The organism is Streptomyces brasiliensis, assembly GCF_014647875.1.
In the GTDB taxonomy this organism is placed as follows: Bacteria; Actinomycetota; Actinomycetes; order Streptomycetales; family Streptomycetaceae; genus Streptomyces; species Streptomyces brasiliensis.
The window spans coordinates 52,345-64,472 of record NZ_BMQA01000004.1 but is presented as its reverse complement, the minus strand read 5'-3'; the positions used below and the strand labels follow the sequence as shown (position 1 = coordinate 64,472).

Here is a 12,128-nt window from a genome sequence, read left to right as displayed (position 1 = left end):
ACATGTTCGAGGCCCTGATGGGCCGCATCGCGGGACGGTTCACCCGAGTGGAACCACGGCGGCGGGCGCGGAAGTTTGTGCTCGGCCTTTGTCGGAGCTGCCACGCAAGAATTGCTGGACGTTGGCCGTGCACGCCGGCGGCCCCCCCGTACGGCCTGCAGCATCTGCTGTTGAGGGCGAAGTGGGATGCCGATGCGGTCCGGGATGACCTGCGCAGCTTCGCGTCTCCGGCGGGACAGGACGACCGATGCTCGCTCTCACCGGCACGCCCGCCTGTGGGAACCCCGCCGCCTGCGACTGCGGCTGTTCTCCGCCGCTGCCCAGCTCGTCACCACCGGACGCCGACGCATCCTCCGCCTGGCACGGCACTGGCCCTGGACCGACGTGATCACCAGAGCCCTCGCCCGACTCGATGCCCTCCCAAACCCCGGCTGACCAGCAGCGTCCTGTCCCTACGAGCAGCACCACCCCGGAGCCGTGGAACCCGGCGCCGACCCGACGCGACTGTGAGGATGATCGGGTGCCGCCTCGGGCGGTGGTCTGACCCGCGACGCGACTGGCCTCGTGCCCTGCGTGCTGATCTGTCGGCCACGCCTGAGGCGGCGCTTGCTGCCGCCGGACCGGTGGGCGTGTCCCGATAGGGGCCTTCGCGACAGGCACCGTCACAGTCCTGACCGCCACACCGGCCCCGCGTCGGCCACCGGTGTTCCCGAAGCGCTCAGGAGACAGGCGACCGTGCCCAGCATGACCCAATCCACCCGCCCCCGTCACCACACGGCCGAACCGCCTGAGGATGTCGTACTCGGAGTGGACACCCACAAGGACACCCACGTCGCTGCAGTGACCACCACGACAGGAGCCATGCTGGACACCCGCAGCTTCCCGACCACCCAGGAGGGCTACCGGCAACTCCTGTCCTGGGCACGCTCCTTCGGGCGGCTCCAGCGGGCCGGCGCCGAGTGCACCGGTTCCTACGGCGCGGCGCTGACACGCTACCTGCACAGCGAGGGCATCACGGTCATCGAGGTCAACCAGCCCGACAAGGCCACCCGGCGCCGACGCGGCAAGACCGACGCGGCCGCTGCCGCCCAGGCGGTGCTGTCCGGCCGGGCCACCGCCACCGCCAAGACCAGCGACGGGCCGGTGGAGGCCATCCGGATGTTCAAGATGGCCAAGGGCTCCGCGATCAAGTCGCGCTCGCAGGCGATCAACCAGCTCAAGGCCGTCCTGGTGTCCGCGGATCCTGCTCTGCGCGAGTCGCTGACCGGGCTGAGCAATCCCGAGCTCATCCGCCGGTGCTCGGAGCTGGAGGCCGTGGACGGGATCGGCCCGGCAGCAGCGGCCCGCCACACACTCCGGCTGCTGGCCCGACGGATCCAGCATCTCACCGAAGAGATCAACGACCTCACCGCGCGGATCACCACCGCCATCGCCGCCCGTGCACCGAGGCTCCTAGAGCACTACGGCGTCGGCCCGGACACCGCTGCCGCGTTGCTGATAGCTGTCGGTGACAACCCACAACGGATGGGCAGCGAAGCGTCCTTCGCCGCACTCTGCGGCGTCAGCCCGGTGGAGGCATCCTCCGGCAAGACCCAACGCCGCAGGCTCAACCGCGGCGGCGACCGCCAGGCCAACTCCGCGCTCTACACCATCGTTCTGGCCCGCCTGCGCTGGGACACCCGCACGCGCGACTACGTGGAGCGACGTATCAGCGAGGGCAAGACCCGATCTTGGAACAGTCCCAGTTCCGGGCCGAACTCGCCACCGTCGGGCCGTCTCGGCGTCCGGACCAAGGTCGACCGGCGCAGCAGTACGGCGCGTCCCTCCAAGGTCACCAGCCTCAGGTGGGCTCCTCGTGCGGTGGGTAGTGGTGCTACTTCGGGTACATGCTGCCTTGTTGTCGTCGGCGCGGCACCCACGGGTGGCACGACTCGCTCGCCAGAGCCGATCAGGCCGGCAGGACTGCCCGCCTGATCGGGTGCGGCCGTGGATCCGGGGCCACGGCGTGCAGGCGCGGAGTCCTATCCGAAGTTGTGGTAGACGGTGCGCAGCTGGGTGTATCGCAGCACGCCATGGCGCCCGTCCTCACCACCGAACCCGGACTCCTTGTGTCCGCTGTGGTGCCCTTGGACCTGCTCGCCGAGCGAGCGGTTGACGTAGAGCTCGCCGAAATCGAGGTCCTGCGCTGCCCGCAACGCGGTCCGGTAGTCCTCGGTGTACAGGTAGGCCGCCAGCCCGTAGCGCGTCGCGTTGGCCAGTTCGAACGCCTCGCGGTAGTCGTGCACCTTGACGATCGGCGTAACCGGCCCGAAAACCTCCTCGTGCATGATCTTCATCTCGGGCCGCACGTCGGTGAGGACTGTGGGAGCCAGCCAGTGGCCTTGCTCGAACTGGGCGCCGTCCGGCCGTCCACCACCGAGTGCCACGATCGCGCCTTCCTTGACCGCACCCTCGATCGCGTCGACGCATTTGCGCAGCTGCCCCGCGCTGACCACCGGACCGAGGTCCACGTCGCTGCGCGGGTCGCCCAGCCGCAAGCCCGCCACAGCCGCCAAGTAGCGCTCGGCGAACGCGTCGAAGACATCGGCATGAACGATCACACGCTCGGTCGATGTGCACACTTGGCCGGAGTTCGCGTGGCGTCCGTTCACGACCGACTCGACCGCCCGGTCCAGATCGGCATCGGCCCACACGATTGCCGGGGCCTTACCGCCCAGCTCCAGTGACACCCGGGTCAGATTGGCCGCCGCGTCCCTCATCACGGCCTTGCCGGTGTCGCGATGGCCCGTGAACGTCACCAGGTCGACCCCCGGGTGCGTCACCAGCGCCCGCCCCACCGCGGCGTCGCCGTTGACCAGGTTCAGCACGCCTGGCGGCAGGTCGAGCTCCTCGTCGATCAACCGGACGAGCGCCGCCGTCGCGAGCGGAGTGAGCTCACTGGGCTTGACGACTACCGTGTTGCCCGCGACCAGCGCGGACGTGATCTTGCGCACGAAGAGCGCGATCGGGAAGTTCCAGGCCGTGATCGCCGCGACGACGCCCATCGGGACTCGCACCAGGTTGATGACTTCGTCGGGGTTGTCGCTGTGGATGATCTCGCCGTCGAGCCGGCGATCCCAGCCCGCGGTGAAGTCCGCGTAGCCTGCGGCGAACCCGAGCTCCCAGCGCGCCAGCCCTACCGGCTTGCCGCCCTCGGCGGTGAGCAGCTCAGCGAGCTCGTCCTCGTGAGCGCGGATCAGGTCGCCGATCGCGCTGACATGTGCGCCGCGTACTCCGCCTGGCGCGCGCCCCCAGTCACGCGCGGCACCGGTCGCCGCCCTGACGGCGGCATCGACATCCGCCTCGCTGGCACTCGCGATCGTCGCAAGCGTTTCCTCGGTCGCCGGGTTCTCGACGTCGAAGCGGGATCCCCGCGCGCCGCTCCAGGAGCCACCGATGTAGCTGCTGTCCTTGACCGGCTTTTCGATGAGCATTCGCATCACTTCCTCTTCGATTGCGGTGCGTCGTCTACGGCCGAGCAGATCGTCGGCCCGTTCGGATCGTCAGTTCGTCAGTGGTTCCTGGTGAGACCGGTAGGATGATCCGCCCGCCAGCACGATGGTGAGCGCCTCGGTGAGCTCTGTGGCATCACCCGCGCGCTTCGCGCGCCAGGCGACGTGCCCGTCGGGGCGCACGAGCACAGCTCCGTCACGTTCGATCGTGAGCGGTCCGACCATGTGAGGCAGCACCCTGACGACGAGCGGGACCGGCGTGGTTTCGGCCAGCTTGTTGCCCGCTTGCTGCCATGCCGTGGCATCGGGGCCGCACACGAGCACGAACTCCGTGTCGAACCAGTCGATGCTCGACACTTCGTGGGACGCGTCGATCCAGAAGTGCGGGAACCGCGCCCCGGGGCGGTCGGTCGGCCAGTAGTAGCGTGGTTGCTGCGGTGGCAGAGCCGAACCGTCGTCGACAACCGCCCCGTCAGCGTAGACGAAGCCCATCGCCTGGCCTTCACAGTGGATCTGCTTGTCCTGGTCGATCAGGAGTTCCCGCCATGGATCGGGGTCCACGTCGCGGTTGTGGAAGATCTTGTCCATCTCCTCGATCCGGTCGAACCCCTCGACCGACCAGTTCGTGTTGGACCAGGCGAGAGGGTGGCGTTCGGTGTGGTAGCTGTCCAGCAGCGCGTCGCCGGCATGTCCGGCGAGCACGGCGACGAGCTTCCAGGCCAGGTTGTGCACATCCTGTATGCCGGAGTTCATGCCGATGCCGCCTGCGGGCGGGAAACGGTGGGCGGCGTCCCCGGCGAGGAACACCCAGCCCTGACGGAACTGCTTCGCGACCTGCGCGCTCATGTTCCACACCTGGACGTTGATCGGCTCGACGTGGAGGTCGGGAATCCCCCAGTACTCACGCACCAAGGCGATCAGGTGCTCCTCGCTGTACGGCTGTTCATCATCGTCCTTGAGCCATTGGATGAAGCGCCAGCGATCCCCGTCCGGTCCGGTGCCCAGCACGTCGAGAGCAGGCCGGTCACGCGGACGGCAGAGGAAGCCGATCACGTCGCGCACGTGCGGCATATGCCCGACCGCTGCGCGGAAGTAGTGCGTGGCCCGCCGCTGGAGCGCGCCCGGCCCCTCCATCTCGATACCGAGCAGATCGCGCACAGTGCTCGATCCACCGTCGCAGCCGACCATGAAGCGCGCGCGAACGGTCAACTCCTCCCCGTCGCCGAGCCGGCGCAACAACGCTGTGACGCCGTCGTCGTCCTGCACGAACGACTCGAGCCGCGTCTGCCTGCGCAGGTCCACGCCCGGCCGCGCGTCGAGTGCGTCGTCGAGGGCTTCCTCGATCGCGTCCTGCGGCACGATCGACTTGGGCGCCGGCGTGTTCACGCTGGGTTCCGGGTGGGTGAGCGCGACGATCGGACCGCTCAGGCTCTCGCACCACGCGATCACGTCGCTGCCCGGCGGGAGGCCGGCACCGCGGACCCGGTCCTCGATACCCCAGACGCGGAAGTGCTCCATCGTTCGCGCCGTGCAACCGTATGCCTTCGGATGGGGCGTTGTCGTCGGGTGACGCTCCACCACGAGGCTCTCCACCTCGAACCTCTCCAGCAACAGCGCCAGGCTCATGCCGACCGGGCCGGCACCCACGATCAGGACGGGAACTTCCATCATCGTTACAGCTCCTCTCGCTGCGGTCCCGTGCCGGCGCTCGCGACCTGGGCCACGGCCAACGTGCCGGCGATCGCCTCGCGCAGCTCCTGCGCGGGGCCGGCGTTCAGGGTGCGCCAAGCGACATGCCCGTCTGGACGCACCAGCACGGCGCCGTCGCGTTCGATCGTCAACGGCCCCAGCATGTGCGGTAGCCGCTTGATGATCAGCGGGACCGCGGCCTCAGCCATCACGCGCTCCCCCGCGGCACGCCAGCCGTCCGCATCGGGACCGCAGACCAGCACGAACGCCGTGTCGAACCAGTCGATCGTCGATTCGGTCTGGTCGGCGTCGAGCCAGAAGTGGGGGAATCGAGCACCTGGACGGTCGGTCGGCCAGTAGTACTGCGGGTCGTGCTCAGGTAGTTCCGAGCCGTCGTCCACCAGCGCGCCCTCACGGTAGATGTAGCCGAGTGACTGGCCCTCGCAATTGATCTGCTCGTCCATCGCCAGCAACAGTTCCCGCCAGGTTTTGGGGTTCTCATGACGATCGGCGAATGCCACGTCCATCTGCTTCATCCGGCGAAAGTTGCGAACCGACCAGTCGGTGTTGTCCTGGGCGAGGGGCCGCCGCTCGGAATCGTAGGTGTCCAGCAGCGCCTCACCGGCGTGTCCGTCGATCACCAACGCGAGCTTCCAAGCCAGGTTGTGCACGTCCTGGACCCCGGAGTTGAGGCCCATCCCGCCGGTCACCGGAAAGCGGTGTGCCGCGTCACCGGCGAGCAGCACGCGGCCCGCGCGGAACTGCTCGGCCACCTGGGCACTCATCCGCCAGGGCATGGTGTTGATCAACTCGACCTCGAGGTCGGGTATTTCCCAGTACTCGCGGACCAGCTCGATCAGCTGCTGCTCGCTGAATGGCTCGGTCCAGTCGTCCTTAAGTTCTTGGAGGAACCTCCAGCGATCCGCATCAGGGCCACTCGCCAGCACGTCGACGTGCGGCCGCGTGGGATCGGACGGGCGCACGACGAACCCGATCGCACTGCGGGCGTGCGGCAGACGGCTGAGGTCTGCGCGGTAGTAGTGGCTTGCGAAGTTTGCGATCGTCTCGGGCCCGTCCATCGCCACGCCGGCCTGCTCGCGCACCACGCTGGCCGCGCCGTCACAACCGACGAGGTAGCGTGCGCGGACCATGATCGCCTCGCCGGTATCGACACCGCGCAGGTGTGCGGTAACGCCGTCGGTGTCCTGCTCGAACGAGACGAGCTCCATCGAACGCTGCACCACACTGAGCGGGCAGCGTGCCAGTACCTGGTCGAGCGCCTCTTCGACCACGTCCTGGGAGACGATCGACTTCGGCGCTGGTGTGTTCAGGCTCGCTTCCGGGTGCGTGTAGCCGACCAGCGGCCCGTTCAAGCTCTCGCACCAGCAGATGACATCCGCATCGGCCGACAGTCCGGCCGCGCGAACGCGATCCTCGATACCCCAGACGCGGAACTGCTCCATCGTGCGAGCCTGACAGCCGAACGCCTTCGGGTGTTTCGTGGTCGAAGGGCGACGCTCGGCAAGCATGCTGCGGATCCCGAATCGATCGAGGAGCAGCGCCAGACTCATCCCCGTCGGTCCGCCCCCGATCACCAGGACGGGGACATCCACCACGTCGGTCATAGAGGAACCTCACTTTCGAGCGGTACAAGGCCAAATTGTTGTGAGCGACACAGATCTGATCGGGCCCTGCGCGGTGAAGAACGTTATTGCGGAAGGGTGGGATCGTTTTCTACCGGGAGCCGACCGGGCCGGAGAGAATGCGGCTGCGCTGGCGCGGTACCTGCGGCCGGCGGGAAACGAGGGAAGCCGGCTGTCATTGGCCGCAAAGCGGTCGTCGCATCGGGTGTTCAGCCCTGCGGCACCTCGAGCCGCGCGCGTTCGGCCGCCATGAGCTGGTCGTGGCGCTCAGCATCACGACGCGCGGAGGAAGGACGCCACCGCCCGGCCATGACGAACACGAACGGTATGAACACCACTTGCAGCGCCAGGCAGATCCACCACCAGCGTTCCCACTGCTCGGGACCTTCCGTACTGGCTTTTGCCACCTCGTCCCGGTGCTTGGTGAGGTACTCGACGTCGGTGACGGCTTGTCGTTCATCGTCGGCGAACCCCTTCGAGATGAGTTCCTGGACGGCTACCGCTTCCGCAGCAGTCGAGTTCGGATCTTCCTCGAGTGCTGCAAGGGTTCCGCGAGTCAGCGCCTTGCTGGTTGCAGTGACTTGCGCGCCGTGATCGACCAGCACAGCCGGGGCAGGCAACGCAATACCGAATCCGACCAGCACTCCGCACAGCACGACCCTGATCGTCCATCCCCACACCGCGAGACCGGTCACCGTGCCCGCCGGGTTACGCCGCTCCACGGTTTCACTGAAACAGGCCAACCACGAGCTGAAGGTGATTCCCTGACCGACGGAAATGATGATCATCAGGGCGCAGAGTTCACCGAAGGAGGTAGTTGGATCGGTCGTCTTCGTGGCGAAGACAGCGACTCCGGTCATGCTGATCAGGGCGCCGACGATCATGAACGGCTTACGGACCCTGAGTCTGTCGGACAAGAATCCTGTCGCCAGTTGCGAGATCGCCGTGAAAGCCCAATACCAGTTCGCGAGCGAGTTCGCGCGAGACTCGGAGTAGCCGTAGACGGTGGTGAAATAGACGATGAAGAAGCCGACCGCGATGTAGTAGAAGGCCAGGAACACACTGATCGCGATGCTGGAACCGACGATGTCCAGGTGCAGCATCTGCCGCCACTGACTCTTGCCGGCTGTGGTCTCAGCGACTTCCTTGGCTCGCGCCTCGATGATCGAGCGGTCGTTCATGCTCACCATGATCTGGTTGCGCAGCGGGGGCGAAAGCTCCCGCAACAGCAGCAGCGCGACCACCGCGACCACCAGCCCGACCGCCCCGCAGATGTAGAACTGGACTCGCCAATCGGGATACGAGTCCAGGGTGTTGCTGGACACTGCGGTCGTGGCGAGGCTGCCCAGCACCGGCCCCATCGTCCAGGAGGCCATGGCCGAGGCGCGACCGAGTTGCGGGGAGAAGTCACGGACCAGCGCAGGTGTGGCAACCAGGATCATGCCCTCGACGAGACTGAGCAGGGCGAAGGAGATCATGTACACCGTGCTGTTCGCTGCGTGCGGCAGCGCGACGAGCACGGTCAGGCCCGTTACGAAAAGCCCGCCGACAACTATGTTGGCCCGGCCGATGCGGTCCGCCAGACCGGCGGCGAGAGAGCCGAACGCACCGACCAGGGCTCCGACCACCGAGATGAAAACAAACGACATGAAGGACATGCCGAAATGCGCGATGATGCTCGGCGCTACAGCACCTTGGACGTAGAGCTCGTAGTACAGCAGGATGGTGGCCGCGACCGTGACACCAAGGTAGACGATCCGCTGTGGAGGGTCCGGGTAGTGGTTTAGTCTTCTGTTCCAGAGCGTAAAGCGCCACTGCTGACTGGTTGAATTGGGTGGCTTCCGAGAAACGATCGACATACGAGCTCCTCTGCTCCTGCCCACGCCGGCTGCCGGCTTGGATTCGGGCAATACTCTTGAGTGGCGATCGATGACTCAATTTTTCGAGCCAGGAAAGAAAGTTCGTCAGGCACTAGATGAGTGCGACGATTACGTGGTTCGAATATGCAAAACCCTGGCCGGGGCCAAAGGGCGAGCGTTGGTAGTGCGCGGCGGTCTTCTGCCCGGGACCCGACGACATCACCATTATCTGCTTCGGACTCATTGCTCCACCACCGATTTCATTGGTCTAGTCGGATGCCACACCCCGTCGTAAGGCGAACCGGCGGCGTAGCGGGTCATGGACGCAGACACGCGACCGCCTCGACCTCGACCAGCAGATCCGCCCGGACGGGAGCGTCCCGACCAGCAAGGTGTTGGGTAGCCGCCGTCCGAATCGAACGGTTCGTCGTAGTGCTCAGCGAAATAGCGCTCGCGCGCTGCGTAGAATTCGGCAATGTCATCCGTGCTGGTCAAATAGCTGGTGAATTTGACGACGTCGCGCAGCGAGTCGCCCTGTGACTCCAGGATTGGGTGAGCGTTTTCGGAGGCCCGCCGATTTCAGCTGCCGGTGTCGGACCCCGTGGCCGTGTTGTCGACGGTGAACCCGCACCGACCCGAGACGAACAGCAGGTCACCCGCTCGCGACAGATGCGAATAACTCACTGAATGGCGTGCCGAGACCAGCAGGGTTGTGATAGGTGGGCGCAGATGGCATCAGCCAACTCGCTGTGTACAGCCTTCTGTGGTGCGTATGGCTGCTGTCGCCGTCACCTCGGTCATGAACAACGTCAGGTTTTCGGCGAGCTGCCTCGCGAGTTCGCTGTCCCCGAGCCGGCCGTCGGGTGTGAACCGCTCGTGGGCTTCGCCGAGCGCGAATTCGCTGTCGAGGACGCGTGCCCCGGCCGCACCGAGTACCGCGCGCAGCTGGGCCTGCGCCCAGACCGCGCCGAAGCTCGAGGTGCTGGCGCCGATCACGACTGCGGCCACCTCACGCAGCGCAGCCGTCTCAATCGGGCGCGAAGCCCAGTCGAGCGCGTTCTTGAGCTGCCCGGGGATCGCGGAGTTGTACTCCGGCGTTGCGATGATCAGCCCGTCAGCCCAGCACAGCTGCTCACGCAACCGCTCGACCGCCCCAGGAGGCGCCACTTCATCGTCCTCGTCGAACGGAGCCACGCTCTTGAGTTCGTCGTACCGGCGGTACTTGACGTGCGCCGGCAACTGCGCGGCCGCGTAATCCAGCAGCTGTCCGTTGAGTGAATCCCGGCGCAGACTGCCGGCGATACCGAGAACGCGCGGCACATCGTGCGGCATGCCTACTCCTTTGGGAACTCGAGCTCGCCGACCAGGGTGACCTCGTTGGCGACCGCGACGCCGCCGCCGGGCAGCTTCTGGTTCCACGTCATACCGAATCGGGTGCGATCGACCACGCCCTCGAGGTCGATCCCGACACGCCCGTGGCCGTGGAGATCATCCGGTACGTAGGTCAACGTACCCACGGCCGACACGACCTCGGTGTGACCCCGCAGCGTGAGCTCGCCGGAGACCACGAGCGCGCCGCCTTCTCCCAGCTCCATCGAGGTTGATCGAAGGTTGATCTCCGGATGGCGCTTGGCGTCGAAGAACTCCGGCGACAGCAAGTGCGTTCTCATCATCGGGTTCTTGACCTCGACGCTGGCCGCCTGCGCGGCGCCGGTCAGCGTCATGGCACCCGATTCGTCCACCACGAGTGTCGCGTCGAAATCGCCGAAGCCGGCACGGAAACGCGACACCTTGTGCATGACCACGAAACCGACGGTTGAGTGCACCGGGTCCAGCCGGTACACACCGGGCGGTATCGCGCGAGTGCCGACGGCCAGATTCTGATTGTCGTTGAGGCTGGCTTCCATAAGAAGACTTTTTCCTTTCGGTCATTTCCTGTACAGGATTCTGTATTCAGAATTCCCCTAATCGAGGAGTTCTCTGCTGGCCTTTTCGCATTGTCCTCGAAAGAAGGCGCCGATTTGGGACCCAGATTTGCCGCCCGAGGCCACGGCAGAAGCCGCCTGGGCTGCTAGTAAACGACCGAGCGAGGCGGGGGTTTTACTCCCTGCCGCGGGCGAGCGGGATCATGCGCACAAGTTGAGTGACATGCTCGGGTGAGAGCTGATCGAGCGAGGCCACGCCGAGCAGCTTCATGGTGCGTACCACCTCGTCGCTGAGTATCTGCACGGCCCGGTCGACGCCCTCGCGACCGCCGGCCATCAGCCCGTACAGGTAGGCGCGGCCGATGAGGGTGAAACGCGCTCCCATCGCGACGGACGCCACGATGTCCGCGCCGTTCATGATGCCGGTGTCGAGCAGGACCTCGGTGTCCCTGCCGACCTCGGCGACGACGCGCGGCAGGAGGTGGAACGGGACGGGCGCACGGTCGAGTTGCCGCCCACCGTGGTTGGAGAGGACGATCCCGTCCGCGCCGAGGTCGACCGCGAGCCGGGCGGCCTCGATGGACTGGATGCCCTTGACGACGAGCTTCCCCTTCCAGTGCTCGCGGAGGAGACGCAGATCATCGGCGACAACCGTCGGATCGAACATCGTGCGGATCAGGTCGGCGACTGTACCGGACCACCTGTCGAGCGACGCGAACGCGAGCGGCTCACCGGTCAGAAAGTTCATCCACCACGCGGGGCGGGGGACCGCGTCGAGAACCGTCCTGGGCGTGAGACTCGGTGGAACGGTCATACCGTTGCGGACGTCGCGCAGGCGGGCACCGCCGACAGGCGTGTCGACGGTGACGACGAGCGTGTCGAATCCCGCTGCGCAAGCACGGTCGACCAGCGCCAGTGAGCGTTCTCGGTCCTGCCACATGTACAGCTGGAACCAGCGTCGCGCCTCCGGCGCGACTGCGGCGACGTCTTCGATCGAGGTCGTGCTCATCGTCGACAAGGTGAAGGGGATACCGGCGGACGCCGCGGCGGTGGCCCCCGCGCGTTCGCCCTCTGTCTGCATCATGCGCGTGAAACCCGTAGGCGCGATGCCGAACGGCAGTGCCGAAGTGCCACCGAGGATGTCCCGGCTGGTATCGACCGCGGACACGTCCCTGAGCACTTCGGGGTGGAACTCGATGTCCGAGAACGCCTGTCGTGCGCGGGACAGCGACAGTTCTCCTTCAGCTGCGCCGTCGGCGTAGTCGAACACGGCTCTGGGGGTGACCCGCTTGGCAACACGTCGCAGATCGTGGATGGTCGCCGCCGACGCGAGCCGGCGCTTGCGCAGGTTGACCTGCGGCCTCTTGAATCGCAGCAGTGGCGCCAGGTCGTGGTAAGTGGGCATGTGGCGCTGGACCTTCAACGCTGAACCCCTCCGGTGACACGGGCACGAACCACCGGCAACGGCCTCCCCGGCGGTGTCAATCCAGGCTCGTCGCACTGGCAAGTCTCGGTCACCCG

The 12,128-nt window shown here is 66.5% G+C and carries 7 protein-coding genes and 4 pseudogenes; 3 read left to right on the top strand and 8 right to left on the bottom strand.

Annotation, left to right across the window (positions count from 1 at the left end):
• Positions 1-17: 17 nt before the first annotated feature.
• From IEZ19_RS07980 to IEZ19_RS07970, 3 pseudogenes are all read left to right on the top strand, one after another.
• Positions 18-248 (top strand): annotated as a pseudogene (locus tag IEZ19_RS07980) (IS701 family transposase); the annotation flags it as partial.
• Positions 245-435: pseudogene (locus tag IEZ19_RS07975) on the top strand (transposase); the annotation flags it as partial. The pseudogenes IEZ19_RS07980 and IEZ19_RS07975, both read left to right, overlap by 4 nt.
• Positions 436-735: 300 nt before the next feature.
• Positions 736-1,728 (top strand): annotated as a pseudogene (locus IEZ19_RS07970) (IS110 family RNA-guided transposase); the annotation flags it as partial.
• Positions 1,729-2,021: 293 nt separating this feature from the next.
• Here the strand turns inward: IEZ19_RS07970 and IEZ19_RS07965 are convergent.
• The 8 genes and pseudogenes from IEZ19_RS07965 to IEZ19_RS07935 all read right to left on the bottom strand — a co-directional run bounded on the left by IEZ19_RS07965 (position 2,022) and on the right by IEZ19_RS07935 (position 12,012).
• Entirely contained in the window at positions 2,022-3,473 is a 1,452-nt protein-coding gene (locus IEZ19_RS07965) for an aldehyde dehydrogenase family protein (protein WP_189310381.1), read from the bottom strand.
• Between the two features lie 69 nt (positions 3,474-3,542).
• A complete protein-coding gene (locus IEZ19_RS07960; protein ID WP_268248626.1) occupies positions 3,543-5,159 on the bottom strand; it encodes an FAD-dependent monooxygenase in 1,617 nt (538 codons plus the stop codon).
• A 5-nt stretch (positions 5,160-5,164) separates the two neighbouring features.
• A complete protein-coding gene (locus IEZ19_RS07955) occupies positions 5,165-6,805 on the bottom strand; it encodes an FAD-dependent monooxygenase (protein WP_229840046.1) in 1,641 nt (546 codons plus the stop codon).
• Between the two features lie 227 nt (positions 6,806-7,032).
• Positions 7,033-8,682 carry an MFS transporter gene (locus tag IEZ19_RS07950; protein ID WP_189310379.1) on the bottom strand — a complete coding sequence of 550 codons (1,650 nt, stop codon included), beginning with the start codon at positions 8,680-8,682 and terminating at the stop codon, positions 7,033-7,035.
• A 240-nt stretch (positions 8,683-8,922) separates the two neighbouring features.
• A pseudogene (locus IEZ19_RS53405) lies at positions 8,923-9,246 on the bottom strand (RidA family protein); the annotation flags it as partial.
• Between the two features lie 171 nt (positions 9,247-9,417).
• The gene (locus tag IEZ19_RS07945; protein WP_189310378.1) at positions 9,418-10,014 is read right to left on the bottom strand and encodes an NADPH-dependent FMN reductase; all 597 of its coding nucleotides are present in this window, start codon (positions 10,012-10,014) and stop codon (positions 9,418-9,420) included.
• A 2-nt stretch (positions 10,015-10,016) separates the two neighbouring features.
• Positions 10,017-10,589: a YceI family protein gene (locus tag IEZ19_RS07940; protein ID WP_189310377.1), complete on the bottom strand. Its 573-nt coding sequence runs from the start codon at positions 10,587-10,589 to the stop codon at positions 10,017-10,019.
• 193 nt (positions 10,590-10,782) lie between these two features.
• Positions 10,783-12,012, bottom strand: a complete 1,230-nt coding sequence (locus tag IEZ19_RS07935; RefSeq protein ID WP_189310376.1) for an alpha-hydroxy acid oxidase — start codon at positions 12,010-12,012, stop codon at positions 10,783-10,785.
• Between the last annotated feature and the right edge of the window lie 116 nt (positions 12,013-12,128).

Bases quoted from the DNA above. Each gene is read 5' to 3' on its own strand.
- IEZ19_RS07965 (WP_189310381.1), bottom strand. From the start codon at position 3,473: ATGCTCATCGAAAAGCCGGTCAAGGACAGCAGCTACATCGGTGGCTCC.
- IEZ19_RS07960 (WP_268248626.1), bottom strand. From the start codon at position 5,159: ATGGAAGTTCCCGTCCTGATCGTGGGTGCCGGCCCGGTCGGCATGAGC.
- IEZ19_RS07955 (WP_229840046.1), bottom strand. From the start codon at position 6,805: ATGACCGACGTGGTGGATGTCCCCGTCCTGGTGATCGGGGGCGGACCG.
- IEZ19_RS07950 (WP_189310379.1), bottom strand. From the start codon at position 8,682: ATGTCGATCGTTTCTCGGAAGCCACCCAATTCAACCAGTCAGCAGTGG.
- IEZ19_RS07945 (WP_189310378.1), bottom strand. From the start codon at position 10,014: ATGCCGCACGATGTGCCGCGCGTTCTCGGTATCGCCGGCAGTCTGCGC.
- IEZ19_RS07940 (WP_189310377.1), bottom strand. From the start codon at position 10,589: ATGGAAGCCAGCCTCAACGACAATCAGAATCTGGCCGTCGGCACTCGC.
- IEZ19_RS07935 (WP_189310376.1), bottom strand. From the start codon at position 12,012: ATGCCCACTTACCACGACCTGGCGCCACTGCTGCGATTCAAGAGGCCG.